General features: G+C 51.2%; 16 protein-coding genes. 9 read left to right on the forward strand and 7 right to left on the reverse strand.

The window, feature by feature from the left end; translation table 11 throughout:
* Positions 1-3: 3 nt before the first annotated feature.
* From FCN15_RS06650 to FCN15_RS06665, 4 genes are read right to left on the reverse strand one after another with little or no spacing between them, the layout of a single operon-like run.
* A complete protein-coding gene (locus FCN15_RS06650) occupies positions 4-255 on the reverse strand; it encodes a hypothetical protein (protein WP_138494213.1) in 252 nt (83 codons plus the stop codon).
* A gap of 12 nt (positions 256-267) precedes the next feature.
* Positions 268-621 carry a hypothetical protein gene (locus FCN15_RS06655; RefSeq protein WP_138494214.1) on the reverse strand — a complete coding sequence of 118 codons (354 nt, stop codon included), beginning with the start codon at positions 619-621 and terminating at the stop codon, positions 268-270.
* On the reverse strand, positions 599-1,066 hold the full coding sequence (locus FCN15_RS06660; protein ID WP_138494215.1) for a hemerythrin domain-containing protein: 468 nt from the start codon (positions 1,064-1,066) through the stop codon (positions 599-601). The genes FCN15_RS06655 and FCN15_RS06660 overlap by 23 nt, the downstream gene beginning before the upstream one ends.
* A gap of 2 nt (positions 1,067-1,068) precedes the next feature.
* Positions 1,069-2,565 (reverse strand): nitrate/nitrite transporter, encoded by a 1,497-nt coding sequence (locus FCN15_RS06665; RefSeq protein ID WP_138494216.1) that lies wholly within the window; start codon positions 2,563-2,565, stop codon positions 1,069-1,071.
* Between the two features lie 527 nt (positions 2,566-3,092).
* Here FCN15_RS06665 and FCN15_RS06670 point away from each other — a divergent pair.
* The 8 genes from FCN15_RS06670 (at position 3,093) to FCN15_RS19595 (ending at position 19,980) form a co-directional block, all read left to right on the forward strand.
* Positions 3,093-8,213, forward strand: coding sequence for an alpha-amylase family glycosyl hydrolase (locus tag FCN15_RS06670; protein WP_138494217.1), 5,121 nt, complete (start codon positions 3,093-3,095; stop codon positions 8,211-8,213).
* A gap of 243 nt (positions 8,214-8,456) precedes the next feature.
* On the forward strand, positions 8,457-11,123 hold the full coding sequence (locus FCN15_RS06675; protein WP_138494218.1) for a DUF4084 domain-containing protein: 2,667 nt from the start codon (positions 8,457-8,459) through the stop codon (positions 11,121-11,123).
* Positions 11,124-11,311: 188 nt separating this feature from the next.
* A complete protein-coding gene (locus FCN15_RS06680) occupies positions 11,312-13,354 on the forward strand; it encodes a methyl-accepting chemotaxis protein (protein WP_138494219.1) in 2,043 nt (680 codons plus the stop codon).
* A gap of 171 nt (positions 13,355-13,525) precedes the next feature.
* The gene (locus tag FCN15_RS06685) at positions 13,526-15,757 is read left to right on the forward strand and encodes an S-layer homology domain-containing protein (protein WP_162515303.1); all 2,232 of its coding nucleotides are present in this window, start codon (positions 13,526-13,528) and stop codon (positions 15,755-15,757) included.
* Between the two features lie 2 nt (positions 15,758-15,759).
* Positions 15,760-16,665, forward strand: a complete 906-nt coding sequence (locus tag FCN15_RS06690; protein WP_138494221.1) for a GNAT family N-acetyltransferase — start codon at positions 15,760-15,762, stop codon at positions 16,663-16,665.
* Between the two features lie 113 nt (positions 16,666-16,778).
* A complete protein-coding gene (locus tag FCN15_RS06695; RefSeq protein ID WP_138494222.1) occupies positions 16,779-18,839 on the forward strand; it encodes a methyl-accepting chemotaxis protein in 2,061 nt (686 codons plus the stop codon).
* A 219-nt stretch (positions 18,840-19,058) separates the two neighbouring features.
* A complete protein-coding gene (locus FCN15_RS06700) occupies positions 19,059-19,817 on the forward strand; it encodes a class I SAM-dependent methyltransferase (protein WP_138494223.1) in 759 nt (252 codons plus the stop codon).
* 31 nt (positions 19,818-19,848) lie between these two features.
* Entirely contained in the window at positions 19,849-19,980 is a 132-nt protein-coding gene (locus FCN15_RS19595) for a hypothetical protein (protein WP_275259477.1), read from the forward strand.
* On the opposite strand, the gene FCN15_RS06705 is transcribed toward FCN15_RS19595, so the two are convergent.
* Both FCN15_RS06705 and FCN15_RS06710 read right to left on the reverse strand, forming a co-directional pair.
* Entirely contained in the window at positions 19,952-20,863 is a 912-nt protein-coding gene (locus tag FCN15_RS06705) for a pentapeptide repeat-containing protein (protein ID WP_138494224.1), read from the reverse strand. The genes FCN15_RS19595 and FCN15_RS06705 overlap by 29 nt on opposite strands.
* A 332-nt stretch (positions 20,864-21,195) precedes the next feature.
* Positions 21,196-22,701, reverse strand: coding sequence for a serine hydrolase domain-containing protein (locus tag FCN15_RS06710; RefSeq protein ID WP_138494225.1), 1,506 nt, complete (start codon positions 22,699-22,701; stop codon positions 21,196-21,198).
* Positions 22,702-22,909: 208 nt separating this feature from the next.
* Here FCN15_RS06710 and FCN15_RS06715 point away from each other — a divergent pair, with 208 nt between their 5' ends.
* Positions 22,910-24,499 carry a stalk domain-containing protein gene (locus FCN15_RS06715; RefSeq protein ID WP_138494226.1) on the forward strand — a complete coding sequence of 530 codons (1,590 nt, stop codon included), beginning with the start codon at positions 22,910-22,912 and terminating at the stop codon, positions 24,497-24,499.
* 97 nt (positions 24,500-24,596) lie between these two features.
* Here FCN15_RS06715 and FCN15_RS06720 read toward each other — a convergent pair whose 3' ends face one another.
* Positions 24,597-25,289, reverse strand: coding sequence for a hypothetical protein (locus FCN15_RS06720; RefSeq protein ID WP_138494227.1), 693 nt, complete (start codon positions 25,287-25,289; stop codon positions 24,597-24,599).

Here is a 25,289-nt window from a genome sequence, read left to right on the forward strand (position 1 = left end):
GTCCTATGCCAGCGGATTAAATCTCTCTCCAGTCAGCTTGAATGAGGATTCCGGCTCACCCAATTCCTCCATGAACACGTTCAGATCAGGCGAATTGCAGGCGACCAGAATGAGCCGCTGGAGCTGATTCAGATCGGTTAACTGACCAATTTGCCTGATTAGGCCTTCCGGAATTTCTCCGAACCTCATGGCCAGTATTTCAAACAGATCCTCTCTGTCCTGTCTCAGAAACACTTCGTCTTGTTCAAGTGACATAAGATCCCTCCATTATGGCTTCATCATTTTAAAATAGTCCGCAATCATCGCTTTCTTGATCTCCTCCGCTGCCTGCCGGAAGAAGAGAGCTGCCTCCCCGGCGCCGCCTTCAATCCCCTGCTCAATCCCCTGAACCTCTTCCTGATCTTCGAAAAATCCCTTTTTCAGCTGGTTAAACTGCTCCCCGTAGAGCAGTTCCACTTGAATGCCGCTTCCGCTGCGGGAACCGCCGGCTCTGACATCGTAAGGATGGATATGCAGGCGGGCGAGCTCATTTTTCAATATCTGGTACAATTGCGGCGATACGAATTCCAGCGGTCTGATTGCTGCGGCCTGCTCCTCTTCAAATTGCCTCTTCGTCAGCATGTACGTGTCCCCCCACTTCATGTCCAATCATGCGTTCCTCTTCTTCGTTGTGAAGATGATCAATCAGGATTAGAGCATTGAACCGGTGAAGCACCTGCTTGATGTTATCTGTCTGAGCGGCGTTCTGCCTCATAAGCAGCTCCTTGATCTCGCCGGCAAGAATGCGCATGAGCTGGTGGTCGCGGATCAGCGAAGTAATGACAGACTGAAGATCGGGGCGCTGGGCAAGCACGTCCAGATAGAGCCCCTCTTCTTCACTCGCAGCGTGCTGCAGAGTCCGGCTCTCCCAGTGCTCCAAAGCCACATAAGCCACCTCCAGCGCTTTGGGCAGTTCCCCGCTCTGAAGGCAGTGCTCCAGCACACCGGTAAGCTCCCTGGCTTCCTCGAGCGCGGCTTCGTGAATAAGTGAATGGCTGTCTACATTTCTTAGAGCTGGTCCAGACATGGCTATCTCTCCTTTTGTTTGCTTAAATCACTGAATATAGCAACGTAATTCTTCACCCTATCCTGATCATCCTTAATGGTGCTCACAGTCAGCCACTCGCGGTACAAGGAACCGTCTGCGCGCTTGTTAGTAATCTCGCCCTGCCAGTGCCCCTTATCATTAAGCGACTCCCAGAATTCCTCGTAAAATCTGCGGTCATGCTTCCCTGAGCTGAGAATTGACGGATTGCGGCCAATGACATCTTGTTTTGCATACCCCGTAACTTGGGTAAACGCATGATTGACCGTAATAATCTTGCTCTCTTTATCCGTGACCATCACCGCGTCCGCTGTAGAACTGACAATATCGGCGTACAGTTGAACCCGGGACTGGAAGGACAGCCAGAATACGAGCACGAGACTGGCCAGAGCCGCTTCGGACAAGGCCATGAAGCCGATGGAATAATGGCCTGTCATGCCGTACAGCATGGTCAGCATCAGCGGCGGAAAGAATCCGCCGAGTCCCCCGGCAGCAGACACGATCCCGTTCGCGATCCCTCCCTGCTTGGCAAAATAAAGCGGCACCAGTTTGAATACCGCTCCGTTCCCGGTCCCGGCGCACACCGCAACCGCCAGGCACCCGACTGTAAAGAGCGGCATAGACAAGGTGAAGGACAGCAGGATGCCTGAAAGGGTCAGGCCGCCAAACACGAACATAAGCACCGCATAAGCATTGAACTTATCGGACAGAACGCCGCCAATTGGCCGCAAGAGGGTCGCCAGCACGATGAATCCGGCTGTCCGCAATCCCGCATCCACCTTCTCCAAATGAAATTGGCTGACAAAGAAATTCGGCAAATAAATGGTGAAAGCAACAAAAGAGCCGAAGGTTATGAAGTAAAAAATACACAGAAACCACAGCTTCTCATTTTTATAGACTTGGAGAAATTGGCCCTTCATAGAGACGCGGACCTTTGGCTCCTGCCGGTCACCGCCTATAAAGTTAATCAGGGCGAATAAGGCAACCCAGATCAGAAAGACAAAGACCGCTGATCTCCAGCCAAAGCTATTTGCAAGAATTGGAGCGCCGAAGGTAGTGAAAGCGGTCCCCATATTCCCTATGCCGTAGATTCCGTTCACGGTGCCGTGTTTTTCCTTCGGATAATATTTAGGAATGGAGGTAACCCCGATAGAGAATGTTGCTCCGCCTATACCCAGAAAGAAACCGCTGATGATCAGATCCCAGAAGGAATGGGCAAAGCCAAGGTAGCCAATCGGCAGAAGAAGGGCCAGGAAGCTGATGACAAACATGAGTCTGGCTCCGAAGCGATTGGTCAGAAAACCTACCGGAATCCGCAGCACGGAGCCCAGAATGACAGGAATTGCCGTTACCCATGCCGCCTGCCCGGAAGTAAGCGGAATGTCTGCCTTGATATACACCATTAGGGAAGAAATGAGCACCCAGCACATAAAGGAAGCAATAAGACTCCCCGTCTGAAGAGGCAGTTGAAATTTACGCATATATGCACATCCTCTTGACATATTGGTAAAATTATTAACTTCATTACCCTCATTCATACTCCTTAAACATGAAATTCCATTTTTGTAAGCTTGCTACTCACCAGTCAGCAGTTTGCCAGTCATCAGCAGTTTGCCAGTCATTGATGAACTAAAGTCAATAAGGTCAAAAGGTCCGCATATCGGCATTGAATGCCTGCCTTTTTCTATTACAGACTACAAATCAGGATTGTCAGGCCGCTCGGGCGCGTGATATAATCGAATTATTAAATTGTTCAAACGTTTGCACAAATGACGTTACAGGCAGCTTTTTCCCTCAACTGTAACCGCTGACATCCTCTCGAAGAGCATCAGGAGAAGATGTTTTTTAATTACCTGTTTTGCAAACGTTTGCACTAAATGTCGGAGGTGATTTTGAAGGCGTTTTCCCTTGTGTCTGCTCTATTATTTTATTATCCTCTTATGCCGCTTTAACTGCCAACCGCTTGAACGTTCTCAAACTTTACGTACTGAAAGGAGATAACTGAACTATGCAGCGTCAACCTTACAAATGGCTGGTCTGGGCGCTAGTCCTTGTTCTGATCACCGGCAGCTTCCCGGCTCTTCAGAAGGCTTCGGCTTCCTCTGAGACCACGGGGTCCCTTACCTCCATTACAAGCCCGGATTTCAGGCTGGACAGCAATAATACCGTAACGGCGACTGTTTACAGTGTCACGGATTCAACCATCAATGAGCAGTACATAAACGGGGATTTCAATAACTGGAATGAGAACTCTTTTGTGCCGATGACCCAGGAAATTTCCCCGGATGCCGATCATCATCTGTTCTCCTACACCTTCTCGAATGAGCAGCTTAATTCTACTGGCGGACAAATTCAGTATAAATTTATGCCGGGAGCCAGTTGGGAGAACTCCTATATAGACCCGCTGAACCACACTCCTTTAGTCGGCGGCAACTCTGCTGTCTCCGCCATGGTTCTGCAGTCGGATGCAGACACAGCCAAACCGGGCGACCAGGTGCAGATCAACGCCATCCGGACTTTGGCGGACGGTTCAGAGGTTAACCTGAACGAGAATGCCGAATGGACAGCCAATCTGACAGACGCCGATATTGCGGTCAATAATGGCCTTGTCACTATTCCTTCGGATGCCGCAATTGGTTCGACCCTTCAGGTAAGCGCTTCCTTTGAGGGGCTTGAGATTTCTAAAAATATTACGGTGCTGAGCAGCACGCTTGCCAGCCCTATTATTAATGGAGACGGAACCGTTACGTTCAAGAACGTCTCCTACAGCGGTGATACCCTGTATCTGGTCGGTGACATGAATGGCTGGAGCGAGAACACCGCCATCGAAATGACCAAACAGGACGGCGTATTCTCCGTCACCCTGCCGCTTGATGCCGGAACCTATGGATACAAGTTTATCCCGAATAAGGGAAGCTGGACCGGCGCCTTTACCGATCCTTTAAACTCAAAATCCTCTAACGGCAACTCCGTCGTTTATGTGCCCGGAATCAGCATTACCTCCGGCAGCGACATTGGCAAAGGCAGTTCCATGGAGCTTACAGCCCAGCTGATCAGCGGCGAGGACGGCTCCGCCAGCACCATTCAACCGGCCTGGTCCCTGGACGGAAGCGCGAATGGAGTGACGTTAACCGGCAGCACGCTTCAAGTGAGTGAGAGCAGCACGCTTGCCAGCGGCTCTACGGTAACGGTAATTGCGGCTAACGGGAATTACACGGCTCGCAAGAGCATTACTATTCAGGACAAGATGTACACGTTTAACCTGCACTACTACCGGGCGGACCAGAATTATACCAATTGGGACAACTGGATCTGGTATGGCCAGGCCGCCGGGAAGGCGTATCCTTTTACCAGTGAAGATCAGGACGGATTTGTGACTGTATCGGTCAAAATGCCTGCTGCTTCCATTAGTGTCATTCAGCGGCCGGGCAGCTGGGATTCGCAGGATTTAACCCATGCGGTCACCGTTTCCACCGGAACCTCTGTCGATGCCTGGATCATTCAGGATGACACCACCGTGTATTACAGCCGGGACGAAGCGCTCGCGGCCATTACCGAAGCTCCGGCCCAGCGCTACATCGAATTCAAATACTTCCGGCCGAATCAGGACTATGACGGCTGGAGCCTATGGCTCTGGAATACAGGCTCCAAAGACGGCGAACAGCAGTTTGAAGAAGTTAAAGACGGTTACGCCATCGCAAGAATCAAAATCGGACGGAACGCCACAAGCGTCGGCTTTAAAGTCAAATATGGCAATTGGGAAGCCACTGATGTCGACTTTGACCGATATATTGATACTCCGCTGAAGCAGACCGTCACCAAGGTGACTGCTGTTCAAGGCCAGAAGGAGCTGCAGATCGTCCCTTCCGTTACCGGACCGGTAATGAATGACGGCAAGATTACCTTCTATTATCGGGACAACGAGCTGTATAACAACGACCAGATGGATCAAATTACCAGTGCCAAAGTTAGTGTAACGCTGGACGGCCAAAGCACTGAGTATCCGATGGTTTATGACGATACAAACGAATATTTCAGCTACACGCTGAGCGGATTGCAAAAAGGACATTATACGTATTCTTTCCTGATTACGAAAAATGGTGAAACGACGGAAGTCACCGATCCTGAGAACACGGAGAACGGTGTTTCCTCCTTCGACTATGATAATCCGCAGGTTCAAATTACAGGCTCCCTCTCCCCGGCAGCCATCATGCCGAATGAGAATACCGTTCTGACGGTACAGACGGCTTCTGAAGAACAGAATCTGCAGTACCGCGAGCTGTATGTTGACCTTACTCCGGTCGGCGGACCAGCCAAGGAGACGATCGACCTTGCCCTGATGCAGGCGACGCTTGCCGTAACCGACTCGACAACAGCCGGCGACAAGACGCTGACAATTACGGCAGTAGATCAATATGGCAATAAGCATACGGGAACCGTGAAATTAACAGTCAAAACTAGACAATCTGCCGGCAGCCTTGACTTTGACTGGGACGAAGCGCGGATTTATTTCCTGCTGACAGACCGGTTTAACGACGGGGACACAAGCAATGATTACAACGTGGATAAATCCGCGGTTGATGCTTACCACGGCGGCGATTTCAAAGGCTTGACCGAGAAGCTCGACTATATCAAAGAGCTTGGAATCAACACCATCTGGATTACGCCTATCGTTGATAATATTGATTTCAATGTTTCTACAACCGGCGACTCCTACGGCTACCACGGCTACTGGGCTAAAAATTTCGAGGCGCTCGACGAGCACCTGGGCAACATGGACGACTTCAAGACCCTGATTAATACCGCCCATGACAAAGGCATCAAAATTATGGTCGACGTCGTGCTGAACCATACCGGCTACGGCCTTAAGGAAACGGATACCAATACCGAAGTCTCCCAGGAGGACAAAGACCGGTTTGCCGGCATGCTCCGGACGGATGGCGTCTCCACCGACACGGATGTCGTCAAAGGCGAGCTCGCAGGACTTCCGGATTTTATTACCGAAGATCCAGATGTACGCCAGAAAGTCATCGACTGGCAGGCCGGCTGGCTGAAGAGTGCCAAGACCGACAGAGGCGATTCGATTGATTACTTCCGCGTCGATACCGTGAAGCACGTCGATGATACGACCTGGAAGGCCTTCAAGAACGCCCTTACAACCATCGATCCGGATTTCAAAATGATCGGTGAATACTACGGGGCAAGCGTCGATTCGACCGGCGGCAAGCTCCGCAGCGGTGAAATGGATTCCCTGCTGGACTTCCAGTTTAAGAACACAGCCAATGACTTTATCAATGGCAATATAGACGCTGTCGAGTCTTATCTCGAAGATCGCAATGATCAGATGGACAACACAGCTACGATGGGACAGTTCCTCAGCAGCCATGACGAGGACGGATTCCTTGCAACTGCCGCAGGCGGCGACGAAAGCCTGCAGATGATTGCAGCCGCCCTGCAAATTACAGTTAAAGGGCAGCCGGTCATCTATTACGGTGAAGAGCTTGGACAGTCCGGTACGGCTGCAGGCAACCTGAACCGTTACGATATGGGCTGGGACCGTTTAACCGGAGAACAGCTGCTTCATGACCATTATGAGAAGCTGCTGAATATCCGCGCCGCTTATTCGAAGGTCTTTGCCAAAGGAACGCACACCAAGGTGGCCGGAAGCGACAGCGACGGATATCTGGTCTTCAAACGCAGCTACAATGGCAGCAGCGTGTATGTAGGCTTGAATACGACTGCCGCCGAGAAGACAGCGGTTCTGTCCGTGCCTTATGCCGCTGGTTCCACAATCAAAGATTTGTATAACAATGTTGTATATACCGTAGACGCAAACAAACAGATCAGCGTTCAGCTTCCATCACGGGAACAAGGCGGCACTGCCATTTTGACCGTGAACACGGCAGCCTCCTCAGGAAATAACGGGAACAGCGGATCAGGAAGTTCGGGCAGCAGTTCAGCAGCCACTACGACCACTGATTCTGCCGGAGACCAGGTTCTGAATGTAAGCGGAGACCAGCTGAACCAGCTGGCTGCCGAAGCCAATGCAGATTCTGCAGTGCTGGATCTGGACACTGCAGCAAACTCCGGACTCGGCAAGGTTCTGCTCCCGGTTAACGCAGCTGATCTTCTAAGCGGCAAATCGCTTACCCTGAAGGCAAACGGCTTCACCCTGCTTCTGCCTGCCGGTCTTCTGACCGCTGCGCAAAACCAGGTGCCGCAGGAACAAAGGGACGGAGCCCAATTGTCCTTCACCTATACACCAGGCGACAGCAGCAGAATAAACTCGCTGCTTGACCAGGCATCCGGTTCATCCGCGGCAGATCTGAAGCTTGCGGGCGGAGCCTACGAGTTTGCTTTGTCCGTTGTGCTCAAAGACGGCACCCAGCTGAATCTGCCGAAGTTCAACCCGCCGGTAAGCTTGACGCTTGCTGTGAATGCGGATGCTGACAAGAATCTGGCAGGAATCTATTATTTGGCCGATAACGGATCAGTGGAATATGTACAAGGAACCGTCAGCGGAAATACGATCACAGGTGAAGTCCGCCACTTCAGCACCTATGCGGTTGTGGAATATGATAAGAGCTTCACTGACGTTGCTTCCGGCTTCTGGGCCTATAACGATATCCGCAGCCTGGCCGCCAAACAAATCGTGCTTGGGGACAACAACCAGTTCCATCCAAGCGCCAGCATCACCCGCGCCGAATTCACGGCTATGCTCGTCAGAGCCCTGAACCAAGACGTGCAGGTTACGAATGCAAGTCCGTTCACAGACGTTAAAGCCGGAAGCTGGTATGCGGACTCCATTGCACAAGCCTATACGATGAAGCTGGTTACCGGGCAGAGTGGAAATCTCTTTAACCCTAACGGGCAGATTACACGCGAGGAAATGGCAGTCATGACGGCCCGCGCCCTGACCCTGAGCGGCAAAGCGGCGGCCTCCCAATCGGAGACCGATCTCACCAGCTCTTATGCGGATAACGCCCAAATCAGCAGCTGGGCCAAAGATGCTTTTAATACGGCCCTGCAGGCCGGCATCCTGAACGGCAGCAGCGAAGGCAAGCTGGCTCCTAAAGCTATGCTGACCCGGGCAGAAGCAGCCGCTGTTCTGGCGCGTTTGCTGAAATAAGCTTTTACGGAGAAAGGTTCAATATCTGATGTGCCGGATATTTACATGAGCTGTGATATATTCGTCTAGCATATTTTAACAACCCCAGTGTATAATGAGAAAAATAACCTGAATGGTTTGATTTTTCCGTTCCATGAACCAACATGTGAATGACGCTTACACTGCGGAAAATGCCATAATTGTAATGGACAAAAAGCCCGCGCTTGGCCGCGGGCTTTTTTGTATGGGAGATGGAATGCAGCTATGACACAGTACAATAGAAGATTGTTACCCTTTCTCTTTCTGATCGCCTTTGTGGGCGTATATTATGTCTGGATCATCGTCTGGCGGAATAATGAGCACATGGCGTCGTGGGGAGGAGATCTCTTATCCGTTTCAGGCAGCCTGATCTCTGCCGTATGGCTGTCCATCGGAGCGAAGAACGCCAGGCGCAGCAAAAGAGTGTTCTGGACGCTTCTCGCCATCGGCTCCTTCCAGTACACGATTGCCGAAATGATCTGGTGGTATAACGAGCAGATCCTCAGAACAGAGGGATATGAATCTAATCTGGTCGATATCTTCTACCTGCTTCAAGTCGCTTTCTATCTGGCAGCATTTGCCCATATGTTCACCAGACTGCGCAGCAGATCCAGGCTGTACAAGATGATCTTCGATCTGCTGACGACGATGACAATCGCTTTCACGTTCAGCTGGCACTACCTGATCGGCCCGGTGCTCGGGGAAGGCGAATCGGATCGCATTACCCTGCTGATCAATCTGGCTTATCCGGCCAGCGATCTGGGACTGCTGGTGTGCGGCTTTGCCCTCTTCTGGGGGGCGAATCCGTATTTTTACAAGAAGCAGCAGATGCTGATCTTCTTCAGCGTCATTCTGCAAGCCGGTGCGGACAGCTCGTATCTCTACATGCTGTCTGTTGACGAGTATTTTTCCGGAAGCCTGGTGGACCCGCTGTTTATCCTCTGCCTCCTTCTTATCGGTTATGCCGGACTGCTGGAGAGAGCCTGGGAACCGGCTGCAGAGGAAGCTGGGACGAATCAGCAGGTTGAGCTGCCGAAGATGGAATTATCCCGGACTGTACTGCCCTATTTAAGTGTCATCATCTTGTTCGTCTTAATGATCGATGAGCCTAACGGCGTGGACGCCATTTCCATCGGTACCGGACTCTCTATTCTCTTTATTATTCTGCGCCAGATGCTGATCATCCGGGAGAACCGCCGCCTGCTTCACGACCTGTATGCCAAAACGGACGAGCTGGAGGCAAGCGAGCAGCTTTACCGCTCCCTGTTCGACTATAACCCTGACGCGGTGTATTCACTTGATCTTGAAGGGCGGTTCACAAGCGCAAATTCAGCCACCACCCAGCTTCTCGGCTATCCTCTGGACGAATTGATGGGCAGCTCAATTTGGGAATTTGCTGATGAGCAGGATCTTCCGAAGCTTATGGGCCGGATGGACAAGCTCAAGCAGGGCGAACCGCAAAGCGATGAAATTACCATCCGCAGCAGAGACGGTTCCTCTTATGCGCTCAGCCTGACCAGTGTGCCGATTAAAGTCAGAGGCCGTATTGTCGGTATTTTCGGGATCGGGAAGGACATTACAGTAAACAAATTAAATGAGAAGAAAATTACATACCTGGCTTATCACGATTCTTTGACCGGACTGCTTAACCGCGCTTCCTTCGAGAACCGGTTAACTGAGGCGGCAGAGCAGGCAGCTGCCCATGAAATGTTCGCCGTCATCTTCATTGATTTGGACCGGTTCAAGACGATCAACGATACGTTTGGACATGATTTTGGCGATGCCCTGCTTGTCTCGGTGGCCAAGCGGCTGCGGGAATGCCTCGAAGAGAGAGACAGCAGCTGCTCCATTGCGCGCCAGGGAGGTGACGAGTTCACCATCCTGATCAAGGGAATCCCTGGAGTGAAAGAGGTCAAAGCCATCGCGGAAAATATTCTGTATGTCCTGAGCAAGCCCTACTGGATCAGGGGCCAAGAAATCAACAATATGCCAAGTATCGGTATATCGCTCTACCCGCTGGATGGGGATACGCCCGTTACGCTGATGAAGCAGGCGGATATTGCCTTATATGAAGTGAAATACAGCGGCAAGGGCAGCTACAGGCTTTACAGTGAAATTGATCCCTATGCTCAGCGGTTTCTCAGACTGGAGCGGGATCTGGCCCATGCTTTGGACAACCGGGAGCTGCTGCTGCATTATCAGCCTCAGATTGACGCCCTAACCGGCAAAATGACCGGTGCGGAGGCTCTTCTCCGCTGGAATCATCCGGAGTACGGCCTGCTCTACCCTGGTGAGTTCATTCCGCTGGCCGAAAGCTCGGGGTATATCGTGCCGATCGGGGAATGGGTCCTGCGTACAGCCTGTGAACAGGTCAAGATCTGGCACTCGAAAGACCATCATCTTAAGATTGCGGTGAACCTCTCGCGGATTCAGTTCCGGCAGCAGGATCTGGTGGAGATGATCGGGACTATTTTGCAGGAAACGGAGCTTGATCCTGCCTTCCTGAGCCTGGAGCTGACGGAGTCTACAGTTATGCAGGCAGATGCCATTCCTAAGCTGAAGAAGCTGAAGGCATACGGGGTTCAGCTTTCGCTTGACGATTTCGGAAGCGGGTTCTCCAGCCTCTCCTATCTGGAGAGCTTTCCCCTGGACAAGCTGAAGCTAGCCCCTGAATTTGCCCAGAAGATTGAGTCGGGTGTCACAAGTCAGACCGTTGTCTCTTCCATCATCTATCTTGCCTCGCAGCTGAATATCGAGGTGATCGCTGAAGGGGTTGAGACGGAGCGCCAGGCCGCTCTGCTTAAACAAATCCAGTGCAGCGAAATGCAGGGCTATCTGTTTGGAAGACCAATCAGTGCCGAGGAGCTCGAGTACAGGCTGACCCACAATTAAACGTATGCAAAGTCCGCGCCGGCCGCGGGCTTTTTTCTTTTTTTTCAGCTGAAAGTCCCCTATTCCATCCCTCGGAACATCCAATAAGCAAATGGAATAATTTACCCGGCTCCTCCTCTACACAAATACTCGAATTTTGTCGAAAGAAATAATAATATGTCATTTTCACAGAGAGGCGTGTCGAAGAAATGAAAGTTAAGACCTTTAAAGGTATTACATGGAAAAATGTAGTCCGAAGCTTCAGCCTGATCCGAACCAAGATGATTGCCTCCTTGCTTGCTGTGCTGCTGATCCCTTCCCTGGTGATTGGCTTCTTCGCTTATAACAGCTCTCAAATTCAGCTGAAGAAGGAAATGCAGTCAGCTGTCACAACGAGTCTCAGTCTGGTGCGCAGCAATATTGCCCAGTATATTTCCCCTGTTCTAAGCAATACGAATTTGTTTGCTACGGAATTCAATTCGGCTGACATAGCAGATAACCAGGCCGAAATCCAGGCAAAAATTGATCAAATCATAAGCACGCATCCCGAGCTGAACGAGATCATCGTGGCAAATGATAAAGGCGAGTATGTGCGGTCTCCAAAAAATGATACCCAATATGATCCGCGTGAGCGTCCATGGTTCAAGGGGGCACTGGCCGACAAGGAGAACATTTATATCGGCGAACCGGCGACCAGCCCTTCAACCGGGAAAGTCGGCGTAGCCATCGGCAAAGTCCTGCCGGACGGCAGCGGAGCGCTGATGCTCAGTGTCAGCCTCGATAAGCTTAGTGAAAGCCTGGAAAATGTAACCGTCGGCAAAGGCGGCGGCCTTGTGATCACTGATGACAGCTATAAGCTGATCACTGCCGTTGGTCCCCTGTTTGCGAATGGCGACAAGAAACCCGGCGAAGTCATTGAAGGCCTGGAGGCTCTGCTGGGCAAACAGAAGCAGGACACGGGCGATTCGGATACTCCTACCGTACAGGATGATCATTTTGGCCCTGTTAAGGTGCAGGTGTACAACCTTGTTGACCACGCCACCGGGTGGAATATTACCGCATCTTACGTCATGCAGGAATACGCGGATGCGGCCAAGCCGATCTTGATCAACGGCATCATCGTTCTCTGTATTTCCTTTGTCCTTGCGTCCATTCTGATCGTGCTGATGATCCGCAGCTTTATCGTTCCGATGAACAAGCTCCGAACCGTTACGCGCAGCATCAGGGAAGGCAATCTGACCGAAAGAATCAGACTTGCCAGCACCAATGAATTCGGCGAGCTGGCCCGGGATTTCGACTCCATGACCGAGTCCCTGCAAAGCATGGTAACCGAAGTCAAACAAACCTCTGCCCTGCTCGCCTCATCGTCAGAGGTTATCCAGGAGAGCACGGGGCAGACGGCGCAGTCCATCCAGCATGTTGCTGAAACGATGATGCAGGCGGCAGACACGGCGGCCACAAGTGCCGAAGCCTCCGAGCAGACAGCTACGGCTGTTGAAGAAATGGCACGCGGGGTCGGCTCCATTGCAGTATCTGCTGCTTCTATTGCGGACGAAACGGCAAAGACCGAGCAGGAAGTTCTGCACGGCAGTGAGACAATTGATAATGTACGTTCGCAAATGGACCGGATTCTGCAGTCTGTACAGGATACCTCAGGGCTGATGAATGAATTATCCAAGCTTTCGGGGAACGCCAATCAAATGAATGCGAGCATTGCCGACATTGCCAAGCAGACCAATCTTCTCTCCCTCAACGCTTCCATTGAAGCCGCCCGCGCCGGAGAGGCCGGCCGTGGATTCTCAGTAGTTGCCGGAGAGATCCGCAAGCTGGCTGAACAAACCGGCAGTACGGCAGCCGAGATTGATTCGGTGATCAGCCAGATGCTGTCGCTAATTAAGCTTTCGACCACTACAATGAACCAGCACCTTCGCCAGCAGGCGGAAGAAGGCCTTCGCGTAAGTGTGGAAGCCCAGACGGCATTCTCAAGCATCAAGACTTCTACCATGAACATCGTCGAGCAAATCCAGGGGGTATCCGCAGCATCCGAGCAGATCTCGGCGAGCACGGAAGAGGTCTCCGCGACGGTAACAGAACTTGCCGGCATGTCCAAACAGACCTCGGACAACGCGCATACCACATCAGCTGCTATTGAACAGCAGATGGCGATGATTGAAGAAATCACTTCCTCAACGAAAGAGCTCTCATTTATGGCGGAGAAGCTGGAGGAATTGATCAAACGTTTCCAGATTTAACCTCTTATACTTCTTACTTGCAGGGGCCTTGTTCAGAGGCCCTTGCTGCATTGCTGCAGAAGGAGAATGCCTATTAACTTTTTATTGCAAATTTATCCTTTCAAACTTAATATATTGGCATGCTCTGCCTGCAGAGATGCTTAAATAAGAGGGATAATGGGGGAAAATTTGTTGAAGAAACAGCTTTTAGTTAAAGTAATGACCACAACCGCGCTCCTTAGTGCTTGTGTACAGCCAGCATTTGCAGATGTTACCGCACTAAACGACATCGAAGGCTCTTATGCCAAAGATGCCATTTTAAAACTTGCGGAAGCAGGGATTATCAATGGAACAGGCAGCGGGAATTTTAATCCGACAGCTACCATCTCCAGACAGGATTTTGCTATCGTTCTGGCCAAAGCTCTTGATTTAAATGTTACGGAAGAATCTTCTAATACCACCTCTTCGTTCACAGACGTTCCTGCGGACAACTATTCTTACAAATATGTCGAGGCAGCCGTTAAGGCGGGATTGATTAAAGGAACAGGCAGCGGAAGCTTCGGTTATGGGCAGAACCTGTCCAGGCAGGATATGGCCGTTCTGTTTACCCGGGCTTTAAACCAAACTGCCGGCAAAGATGTTACTACTGGCGGCGCGCAGTACCTCACGTTCACGGATTCCTCTTCGATCGCTGACTATGCCAAGGATGCGGTTGGAGCTGCTGTTGAATTAGGTTTGATTAACGGCACCGGCAGCGGCACTTTCAACCCTACGGGCAGCGCTACGCGTGAACAGGTTGCTCTCGTTGCTAACAAATTTCTGGATACGAAGAAACAGATTGAAGATCAAATCGCGGAAGAGCCAACCGGAGAGACCGAAAGTGAAGAACCAGCAGAAACACCTGCACCGGCTGAAACAACGGAAACGGCTTCTGCCGGCACATCTGTCAGCTCAGGCAGCAGTTCTTCCGGAAGCAGCAGCGGGTCTTCCCGTGATACAACCGCTCCAACTGTCATGCTGTCGTCCCTTTCTCCTGTAACCATTGGAGACAGCGTAATCGCCCTCAGTAATGAAAAGGGATACGTCTACCTCGTTCCAGCAGATGACGCTATTCCAACTACTATTACCGGACTTAATAACTTGGTGACCGCCAATCAAGCGGCTAAAGCCGCTGTTGCCACCGCCAACGCGCAGACGTTCCTGTCTACCACCGGACTTCCAGCCGGAACTTACCGCGCCGTGGCTGTCGATACGGCAGGCAATATCTCCGCTCCTTCGGCAGAAAGCGTTGAGCTGACAGAATCCGTCCCCACGTTAACTTCTGTTGACATTGCGAGTTCCACTACCGTTGTCCTGAGCTATAGCCAAGAGCTCGATCCTGCCTACGTGCCGACAGCTTATAATTCCGAAGCGGAATCAGACCCCTATGATCTGGTCGTGCAGGCTTTTGACGGGGAGGAGTCTTATCCGGTTCAGTTAAGCAATCCGGTGAGTATCTCGGGCAGCAAAGTGACCCTCACTCTTGTGAATGCCGTTCAGCCGGGGGACCAGCTGCGTGTAGTCTATCAGCCTCTAACCGAGGAACATGCTCTCCGCTCCCTGTCTACCGGCAAGGAGGCTGTATCCTTTGTGCAAGATGTAACGGCTCCCCACTTAACGATTTCTTTGGCGGATTCGGCTTCCTTTGTTGTCAATCCGACTCTATTGAGTACAGATGGAGATATCAATCTCTCCACTAACAATCCGGGGACCTATAATAAGCGCAGCATCACGAGCCTCATTAAAGTGAAATGGGGACAAACGGAGGAAACGATTAGTTATAATTCAACTGATCATGATTTTGAAATTAAAGATGCTGGTAACAATCAAGTGCTTGGAACCGTAGAGGTGAGCTCGAATTCAGACAACCTTACCGTTAACCCGGCCGAGGGGAATCCGGGGGGCTTGAACATAACGGCTTTGTCTGGGCTTACTGAAGAAGATGCGGCTGCACTCCTATTCACTCTCTACGAGACAGGGGAGGAGCCGACTGAAATTTCTCTTCCTGTAACAATCGATCAAATCGCACCAACCGTTACGGATTCTACTTATGAGGACGGCAAGATTACTCTCGACTTGAGTGAGCCGCTTAGTTTTCCAATTAGTGGCTCCGTTAGCAGTGCGGTACAGCTGGAATATTCCCCTTCCGGTAATTTCGATTCGGACAGCATTACCCTGGAAAAAAGTTCTGATGGTTATGGGATTAATTTTGACAATACAGACTCCAGCCGGCTTATTTTCACTTTAGATGATCAAGCTATCCAAACCTACGGCTTTAGTTCCGGAAGCTTCCGCATAACTATAAACGGCTATTATGAAGATCGGGCGAGAAATCTACTTCAAATTAACAACCTGATCGTGCCGGTTTCCGCTTCTCAAGGCTGATTATGAATAAGGAATTTGGAAATAAGGATTTTGGAAAAATCACCTATGCGTTATTTCAAGAATCTGTGCCAACCGGCTTCCATAACAATCTGTCTGCGGAACTCCGCCCTCTTCTGGGGCGGCTTCCGCAGTCTTTTTTAGCGATTGGAGCTTACTTGGACGGTGAGCCTGCCGGCATTGCCCTCGCCCGGTATGACCATCCACCGGATGCCGGTGCTCATCTGCTTGGTATAGGAGTAGCCGTTGAAAGGCGCCGCTCAGGAATCGGCCGCGGACTGATCGCAGAGCTCAGTGCGCTTCTGCGCAGGTCGGGGTTCAGCACCTTAAACACCGAGTATTTGAGCGGCTTGCGGCCTGACGCTGCCGAATCTCTTTTTCTACAGGCCTGCGGGTTTCAGACACCAGCCCCCGGCATTTACATCTGCGGCTGCCGGCTGGAATACTCCGTTCACGCGCCATGGGTAACCACATTGAAGCTCCCTGAGCCGTTTAGCTGCAGCCCTTTCAACTCTCTTACGAGTGAAGAAAGCGAGGAAATCCGGCAGGGACTCGGTCTCTGGTATCCGCCGATTCTGGACCCCTTCGCTGAAGAGGAGCTCATCGACCGGGAGCGGAGCGTCATTTTGCGCCATCAAGGAAGGCTGGCAGGCTGGATGATTCTTGAACCCTTTGATGCGAGAACCATTTTGTACAAAACGATGTTTGTCCGCAAGGAATATCAGAGAATGGCCCGCGGGGTTGCCTTAATGGCAGAGATCAGCCGCCGAATGATGCAGGATCCGGTGTATGAGGAATTTGTCTTCTTTGTGGAGGCGGACAACCGCCCCATGGCAAAATTCCTTGAGAAGCATATTGTCTCCGAGCAGCTGAGGAAGGAAGTGCTGTGGAGGACCAGGAAGGCTCTTTAACAATTATTCGATCTTCGGTATCCGATAATCTATTTGCACAAAAACAGAATTGATCGAAGTGCATCCGCTGCCAACTACGAATCATTTACATCAGAGAGGAAGAAACAGCAGCTATGGACAGACAGAACAGAATCAGAACAATCAACATCAACTGGAAGAAACTTTGGACATCACTATTAAGCGTCCGCTCACGGCTGACGATCTCCTTTTTAGCTGTACTGCTCATTCCGAGCCTTTTGATCGGATATTTTGCTTATGATACCGCTAAAGACCAGGTTCAGCAGCAGATGATGGATAAAGCATCCACAAGCGTTAACATGATCAATGCGGTCATTAATCAGTTCATCCAGTCCAAAGAAAGAGAAGCAGAGACGCTCGCACAATCCCTGAACGCCAGCACGGTTGACACACAGGAAGGCTCTAATATCGGGGTCAGTCCTGAAGCATCCCGTGTCCTGGATATTTTTAAGAATGCCCATCCCGAAATTGAATTGGCCTACATAGGTACGGAAGACGGTGTTTATATTAACGCTCCTTCCGACATCAAGAACCCGGCGGATTATGATCCGAGAGAACGGCCGTGGTATAAGCAGGCTATGGACAACAAAGGTAAAATCGTCATCTCCCCCGTGAACACCTCTCAGGCAACCGGGAATCTGGTTATCACCATTGCCAGAACCACTCCGGACGGCAAAGGGGTAACGGCCATAGATGTAAATCTGGATAAAATCAAAGAAAGCGCGAAATCCGTTACGATCGGCAACAAAGGTTATGTCTATATTCTGGACGGCGAGAAGACCTTCATCTATCACCCGGAAAAAGCCGCCGGCACCACAGCACCGGACAATGCCCAGAACGCAAACCTTTTCAAGAGCACGAGCGGCACCTTCCAGTATCTGTATAACAATCAGGATTACAAGGAAATGGTGTTTACAACGAACGAACTAACCGACTGGAAAATTGCCGGAACCTTCTATACGTCCGAATTCTCCGACAGTGCAGCACCGATTCTAAGAACCACTCTGTATGTCATAATTCTCTTCGTGGTGTTGGGCACGATACTGGCGTATGCCATCACACGTTCCATTACCAAACCGCTTAAGAACCTTATTGCCGCAACGAAGAAGATGGGCAGCGGAGATTTGACTGAGGAATTTCACTATACGAAGCGTAATGAGCTTGGGGAACTAGGGGCCAGCTTCAATCAGATGCAGAATTCCATCCGGATGATTCTCTCGAACGTAATTGAAACAGCCACCCAGGTCGCAGCTTCCTCGGAGGAGCTCACTGCCAGCTCGGAGCAAACCACGAAAGCAACCGAGCAAATTGCCCAGTATGCACAGCAGATGGCCGAAGGCGCCGAGGTCCAGGTCAGACACGTAGAAGCTTCGGCTGAAACCGGCGATCAAGTCGCTGAACGTTCCCATGAGATTGTTGCCAGTGTCAGCGCTTTGGAGAGTACAGCCTCCAATACTTCCCTTCAAACTCAAGAAGGCGGAAGAGCTGTAAAGACAGCGGTTGAGCAGATGAATTCGATTCAGAGCAAGGTCTCTTCCCTGTCTACTGTAATTCAAAATCTGGGCGACCGTTCTGCTGAAATCGGCAGTATTGTCAGTGTTATTCAGGATATTTCGGGACAAACCGGTCTGCTGGCGCTGAATGCCGCTATTGAAGCGGCAAGAGCCGGCGAGCAGGGCCGGGGATTTGCCGTAGTCGCAGATGAAGTCCGCAAGCTGGCGGATCAATCTGAAGCCGCAACGAAACAAATCACCGGATTAATCCAGGCCATTCAAGCCGAAATCACCCAAGTCATCAGCTCCGTTCATTCTGCAACCAATGAGGTCAATGACGGCATTGCGGTCATCCATCATACCGGGGCAAGATTTGATGGAATCCGGCAGGCAATTGAGCAGATTACAGAGCAGATCCAAACGGTATCCGAACACTCCAGTTCAATCTCACAGGGAACCGTCCAGATGGCTGAATCGCTGCAAAATATTTCTTCCGTGTCGGCAGAAGCCTCCTCTTCCACCCAAAATGTGGCTGCTGCAGCCCAGCAGACGCTTGCTTCCATGGAAGAAATCGCTTCTTCAGCCGGCGCTTTGTCCCATATGGCTGAGGAGCTCCAGACTCTGACTAATACATTTAAACTCTATAAAGATACCAATCAGTAATAAACGCTGCACGCTGAAATACATTTCAACATTTCAATATTTCAACATTTTAACATTTTCAAAATGCGTATCCAGGCACCTGAAGGCTGACCAGCCTTCGGTGCTTTTCTTATATATAGGTAAAACCGCTTAAGCTGATTCACTTTAAATATTTCTCTAATTCTGCAATCCCGCGTAAAATATCAGACAAAGAACAGCGCATCCGAAAGGGGTATGCAAATGAATCAGCAATGGAACACTGGCACTTATGATTCAGCCATGTCATTTGTTTCACAGTATGGAGAATCTCTCATTGGCCTGCTCAAGCCGCAGCACGGCGAACGGATCCTGGACTGGGGCTGCGGCTCCGGGGACCTGGCCTCCATTATTGCCCAAAGCGGAGCTGAAGTGACCGGAATCGACGCTTCGCCGGCGATGATTGAAGCTGCGCGGGCCAAATATCCGCAACTGAGGTTTATTCTGGCTGACGGCCAGTCGTATACCGCCGAGCAGCCGGCCGACGCCGTCTTCAGCAATGCAGCGCTGCATTGGCTGCAGGATGCAGACGGCGCTGCCGCCTCCATCGCCGCAAGCCTGCGCCCGGGCGGCAGATTCATCGCCGAATTCGGCGGGCACGGCAATATCGCCTCCGTTACGGCCGCTCTGCCGGGCGCCTTTGAAGCTGCAGGCTTAAGCGGACAGCTGCAGCTGCCCTGGTATTTTCCAAGCATCGGCCAATATGCCTCCCTGCTCGAAACGCACGGGTTCACCGTTGAACTCGCCCACTGCTTCGATCGTCCGACTCCATTAGAAGGCGGCGAGCAGGGCCTGCGGATGTGGGTGGACGTATTTGCAAACGGCATACTCAGCGTGCTCTCCCCCTCCGAAAGGGACACCGTTCTGGATTACCTGGATACGGCCTTAAAGCCTGTTCTGTTCCGCGATGGCCGCTGGATAATGGATTACCGCAGAATCAGGGTGGCAGCTGTGAAGCGTTAAGCTGGAGGCTTTTAGAACAACCGCTCCATTTATGGGGATGGTACCGGCTCTTGCTCCAGCTCCAGCTCCAGCTTCAGCTCAGGCTTCAGCGCCGGACAGACTGTCTGCGGCTGGGCTGGGCGGCATGGCCTCCTTCATGCCGTCCAATGTGCGGGACGGCTGACTCCTACAGGCAGCTTCGTCGCAGCATCTCCTCTTGCGGCATTCAGCTGCGCCTGGGTCACGAACAGGCTTCCCGTCAAGTCCGCTCCCCGCAGGTCGGCATCCCGAAGGTCGGCGCCTATCAGATCGGCCGATCTCAGGTCTGCTCCCCGCAAATCCGCGGCGATCAAATAAGCTCCCCGCAGGCTGGTGCAGCTGAGATTCGCCTTCCGTAGGTCAGCGCCCATCAGATCCGCCCCTCGCCCCGCCTTTTTCGGCCTTGGGACAGCATTCTGCAGCCGGAGGGCCGCTTCCTTTCGTACAAGCTCGCTCACTTGAAGCAGCAATGCGCTGATTTCGGCCCGGTATGCGCCAACATTGAAGCCTGCGCCTGCGTTGAAGCCGGCAAGTTCATCGGCACCCAGCGCTGTTATCCGTTCCGTCTCCCGCTGCGCTTCTTCCAGTTGAAGATGCAGAGGTTCAGCCGCCCTTAGCGTTAAGGCTTCGCTTAGATACCAGAGCAGCTCATGGAGCTGCCACATGACCGGAAAAACATCAAACATCTGCTGCGCGGCGCCCGTCTGCTCCCTCCAGCTTCTTCCCCCAAAGGTCTCTTGGGATACCTTCTGTCCGGCGCCAAAACAGTCATAAACCGTGCAGCCCCGGTATCCCCGCTCCCGCAGCGAGCCGTGAATGCTGCACCTAAAGTCCTCACCGAGGTGATGGCAGGCCTTCCCGCCCGGCTTGTCCGCCGCAAAATCCGCAGACGCTGCGAACGGCAGTGCTGCACAGCACAAGCCGAAGCATTTTTCACAATCGGCCTTCAGGCTTGACCGCAGCTTCAGCAGCGAATGCTTATCTTCTAACTCTCTATCAAGCCTAAAATTCTCAACAGGACCCGACATCTATCTTCACTCCTTACTTGGCAGTGCCAAAAGCTCATTATTCTTTCCATTGTACCAGAATCAGCCAGAATTCTTGGGATAAGTACGCGCTCAATAAAGCAGCCATGGGCACGCAGAACTACCCCCGGCCGGACAGCCGGGGGTGTATTTGGTGAAGCGCCTGGCTACTGGACGGAATGATACCAGATATTATGATGCCGGATGGAGTAATGCTCAATCGAGTGATGCAGAATCGAGTGATGCTCATTCGAATGATGCTGGATGAAGCGATAACCTGTAATCTGCCGCTGCCGCAATCTTTTGCGCTAATCTGCCATTATGCGGTTATGCCGCTATGCCTTAATCCTCCCGCGCAGCACTTCTCCTTCCGTGTCTCCAAACGAGACGTTCACCCGGCTGCGCAGCTCAATTTCCTCCTGCTGGAATTGGACTTCTACTGTATAGCAGAACGGCGTTTCTATTCCGCGGAGCGTGAGGATCAGCTGCTCAGGCGTCTGCCAGGTGAAGGACCCGGCGACCTGCTCCCTTTCCAGCAGAGTCAGCTGTCCGTGCCTCCATGTTCCCCGTCCAAACTCAAGCTTCTCTTCGCCAAGCGCATGCTGTATGCTCAGCACTGCAGTTTCATCGTCAAACTGAACACGAGTATGTTCGATTCCAAGACCATTGTCTGCCAAACTGTAGATCCGGCCTTCCACGGCCTCTTCCAGTTCGGAACCTGCCTGCAATTGCGGCGGTGCCAGCCGGAGCTCTTGAAGACAGCGCTGCAGCTCAGCTGACTCCTCCAAAGCAGCAGCTCCTTCCTGCCCGAAACCGCCCTGCTGATCCGAAGCTTCCTCTGAATCGGAAGTTTCTTCAAATAGATCAGCAGTTCCTTCAAATGCTCCCAGCAGATGCTGCCATACGCCATCGAGTACACCCTGCAAATCGTTCGTTCCAGAGGTCAAGGCGATGACGGCATCGTATTGCTCCAGAACGATACAGAATTGGCCAAACGCCCCGTCCCCGCGGTATGCGCCATGCCGGCAACGCCAAAACTGATAGCCGTAGCCCTGCGTCCAGTCGCTGTCGCCGCCGTCGCCATTCGAAATCTGTTTCGTGGTGGCCGTTTCGATCCAGCTTTCCTCCAGCAGCCTCTTTCCGTCCCAGACGCCTTTCTGCAGATACAGCTGCCCAAATTTAGCGATATCTTCTGTTGTAACTCTTAATCCATATCCTCCTGTATTAATTCCTCGCGGATCGCTCTCCCAGGCCGGGTGTTCAATTCCCAGCGGTTCAAAGAGCCGGGGCTGCAAGAACTCCAGCAGCGTCTGGCCGGTAACCTTCTGCAAAATGGCTGACAGCATATAAGTAGCACCCGTATTGTATACAAAGAAAGTTCCGGGTTCATGCTCAACGGGCATCTCCAGAAACCCCCGTACCCAATTCCCGTCTTCCTGCCGGTGCATGGCTTCCATTGGATCGGCAGCTTGACCGGTGCCCATCGTAAGCAAATGTCTAACCTTCATCGCAGCCAGATTATCCGGCACCTCCTCAGGCTGATCATCCGGGAAGAAGGAAATCACTGCATCGTCCACACTTAAATATCCTTCATGTACGGCCATCCCGATTGCTGTAGAGGTGAAGCTCTTACTCAGCGAGAACAGCATATGCGGAAGTTCAGGACGGTAAGGCTCCCACCAGCCCTCCGCGGCAACATGTCCATGCCGGAGAAGCATCAGGCTGTGTGTTTCGATTGAATGCGCTTTCAGATACGTTAGAAAATCAATGACCTTTTGTGCGGAAATGCCTAAATCCTTCAGACTTTTTCTTGGAAGTGACTTTTGCGTAGAACTGATCATAACTTTGTCTCTCCCTTCATATGGATCATCAACCGAGTTCATTATAACTCTTCCGCAAAGGGAAATGGAAGAAAAAGGTTGTGAAATTACAAACGTTCTTTAAACTATCAAAATTGCTGGCAGAGTAGAAAAAAACAAGTAGATTCACATCTAAAAATGGTATAATTCGGTATACCTCTGCGAAATTATACAGAAAGGGAAGTTGATTATGAAGAAAGTGGCTGTGCTCCTATGTCTATTAACTCTGCTGTTTCCATCGGCTGCCTTTGCGGCAGCTAATCAGGCCCAAATGCAAGTGTTCCTGGACGGACAGAAAATGAATTTCCCTAACAAACCAATTGTCCAGAACGGGACAACACTGGTTCCTTTTCGAAATCTGTTCGAAGCGCTTGGGATTTCCATCCAGTATGACCAGTCTACCAAAACGATTACTGCAACCAAGCAAAGCACGACCGTTATTTTGACAATTGGGCAGACCAATGTGTACAAGAACGGGAAAGTAATGAAACTCAGCGTTCCGCCGCAAGGGATTAAAGGCGTCACCTACGTACCTCTGCGTTTTGTCAGCCAATCCTTTAATTACGGGCTTGAATTAAGCGGCAACGAAATTTATATCATTTCTCCTGTCTCTTCGAGTACAGCAGCTGCGTCCGGATCAAGTTCCACAGTCCAAAGCTCCCAATCCGGCACAACCACCGGAGCGTCGGATAATCTAACCGTTGAGCAAATCGGTGAATTTAGCGACCGTGTTGTGTACATAGAGGCTTTGGATAGCAGCGGCACCGCCTTTGCCTCCGGAAGCGGGGTCATTGTAGGAAGCAGCGGAGAAATCCTGACGAACTACCACGTCATCGAAGGCGCGGCAAGCGCCAAAGTATACATTAACGAAACTCAGTCCTTTACGACGTCCTATGTTACGCTCGTAGACAAAGACCGGGACCTGGCCCTGCTCCAGATTAATACAAGCGGACTTCCTGCTGTTTCAATCGGAGATTCGTCCGCGCTTAAATTGGGTCAGACCGTTGTAGCGATCGGTTCTCCGCTCGGTTTCACCAATACGTTATCGACAGGCAATGTAAGTGCAACGAGCCGGACCGTTGAAGGCAGCACGTATATTCAGTTCACAGCTCCAATTGACCACGGAAGCAGCGGCGGCGCTCTCTTTAATATGCATGGGGAGCTTGTCGGCATTACTTCGGCTGCAATCGTGAGCAATGCAGAGATTAACCTGGCTATCCCATCGAATGATGTAAAGACCTTCCTTCAACAAACCAGGGTGACAACAGCCATGTCTGCTTTATCTCCCGCTGTATCCGCCAGTTCTTCATCATCGTCTTCCTCAACGATGACGGCATCCGAACTGCAGTCCTATCTGAATAACAATTATGGTTCCCTAACCTTCAAAGACTTGACTCTAGACTTTGACTGGAGCGTCTTCATGTCAGATGACAATAAGACCTACCTGATTTCAGGTACGATGTATGACGGGACGCAATGGTCGGACTGGGCCAAATATCAGGCAGAAGACAGTTCTTCCATGCCGGCAATGCTTTATTACGTTCTGACTGAATTACATGATGAGAAAGGAATAACCAATGCCTTCATCGGTTTGGACTTATACAGCCATTTCAGCAGCTATCCTTCATCCTTTCCTGCCTCTTCCATAACCTCGGACAGCAGCGGATACACCGTATATTACAATTTCATTTACGGTGCAATCGATTATGAAAGTGGATACTTCATCTATAACCTGGATCCTGAATCCTCGGATTCGATTGAAAGCATCTCTATCAACTAGAATCTAAAGCATGCTGAAAAGCATGAGCGCTGATAAAGCCTCATGCTTTTCTTGCTTCTTGCTTCTACTCCGCTAATTAGATCGCTAATCTGCTTTCTTATTGGACAAAACAAGCCGAATCTCTGTGCTCTTCCTTTGTCTCCAAATGTCCGGACATCTTATCCAGCTCTACGGTCTCATACAGCAGATAGACGTAGTCCAGCGACTGCTGCAGATCCGGCATCTCTTTGGTATACGTGTATCTATCTCCGCTTAACAACAAGACAATCTCCACCTCATCCGGCGGGCAGCCGTAAGCGCTGTTCCAGAACACATTCGCCAAATGAAGAAACGCTCTGACCAGCTCCGGATGATCTTCAACCAGAAACTTCTGAATTTTGAACCCGTGTCCCTGAGTCTGCTGCCAAACTGTATGAAAAATCACAGATAAATCCAGGTCAAACTCCCGAACGTTTGTCTCCAGCTGTTCGTACATGATCATAGGAGATTCATTCAGATAAGCCGAAGCCAGATGTGTCAGCGTTGATACAACACGGTTATAAATTTCCCAATAATGGAGTGAGCTCCGGAAGCTCTCTTTGCTTCGGGGCCAGCGTCTGTTCAGCATCACCTGGATTGGGGTGTGCATTCGGACATAGGGGTCCAGCGAGAAGAAATCGTTAATCGCATGGCCAACCGAATATTGAACCCTCTCCTGCCAGGTCATTTTGGAATTTAGATTCAAGGCAGGTGAGAGAATGCTGGAGCGAATCCAGGCCTCAAGCTCATAATCCACAATTGTCCGCGCCAT

The sequence above is a fragment of the Paenibacillus pinistramenti genome, from assembly GCF_005869875.1.
Classification (GTDB): domain Bacteria; phylum Bacillota; class Bacilli; order Paenibacillales; family Paenibacillaceae; genus Fontibacillus; species Fontibacillus pinistramenti.

Bases quoted from the DNA above. Each gene is read 5' to 3' on its own strand.
- FCN15_RS06710 (WP_138494225.1), bottom strand. From the start codon at position 22,701: ATGATCAGTTCTACGCAAAAGTCACTTCCAAGAAAAAGTCTGAAGGAT.
- FCN15_RS06720 (WP_138494227.1), bottom strand. From the start codon at position 25,289: ATGGCGCGGACAATTGTGGATTATGAGCTTGAGGCCTGGATTCGCTCC.
- FCN15_RS06660 (WP_138494215.1), bottom strand. From the start codon at position 1,066: ATGTCTGGACCAGCTCTAAGAAATGTAGACAGCCATTCACTTATTCAC.
- FCN15_RS06665 (WP_138494216.1), bottom strand. From the start codon at position 2,565: ATGCGTAAATTTCAACTGCCTCTTCAGACGGGGAGTCTTATTGCTTCC.
- FCN15_RS06705 (WP_138494224.1), bottom strand. From the start codon at position 20,863: ATGTCGGGTCCTGTTGAGAATTTTAGGCTTGATAGAGAGTTAGAAGAT.
- FCN15_RS06690 (WP_138494221.1), top strand. From the start codon at position 15,760: ATGAATAAGGAATTTGGAAATAAGGATTTTGGAAAAATCACCTATGCG.
- FCN15_RS06700 (WP_138494223.1), top strand. From the start codon at position 19,059: ATGAATCAGCAATGGAACACTGGCACTTATGATTCAGCCATGTCATTT.
- FCN15_RS06670 (WP_138494217.1), top strand. From the start codon at position 3,093: ATGCAGCGTCAACCTTACAAATGGCTGGTCTGGGCGCTAGTCCTTGTT.
- FCN15_RS06675 (WP_138494218.1), top strand. From the start codon at position 8,457: ATGACACAGTACAATAGAAGATTGTTACCCTTTCTCTTTCTGATCGCC.
- FCN15_RS19595 (WP_275259477.1), top strand. From the start codon at position 19,849: ATGGGGATGGTACCGGCTCTTGCTCCAGCTCCAGCTCCAGCTTCAGCT.
- FCN15_RS06650 (WP_138494213.1), bottom strand. From the start codon at position 255: ATGTCACTTGAACAAGACGAAGTGTTTCTGAGACAGGACAGAGAGGAT.
- FCN15_RS06695 (WP_138494222.1), top strand. From the start codon at position 16,779: ATGGACAGACAGAACAGAATCAGAACAATCAACATCAACTGGAAGAAA.
- FCN15_RS06680 (WP_138494219.1), top strand. From the start codon at position 11,312: ATGAAAGTTAAGACCTTTAAAGGTATTACATGGAAAAATGTAGTCCGA.
- FCN15_RS06655 (WP_138494214.1), bottom strand. From the start codon at position 621: ATGCTGACGAAGAGGCAATTTGAAGAGGAGCAGGCCGCAGCAATCAGA.
- FCN15_RS06715 (WP_138494226.1), top strand. From the start codon at position 22,910: ATGAAGAAAGTGGCTGTGCTCCTATGTCTATTAACTCTGCTGTTTCCA.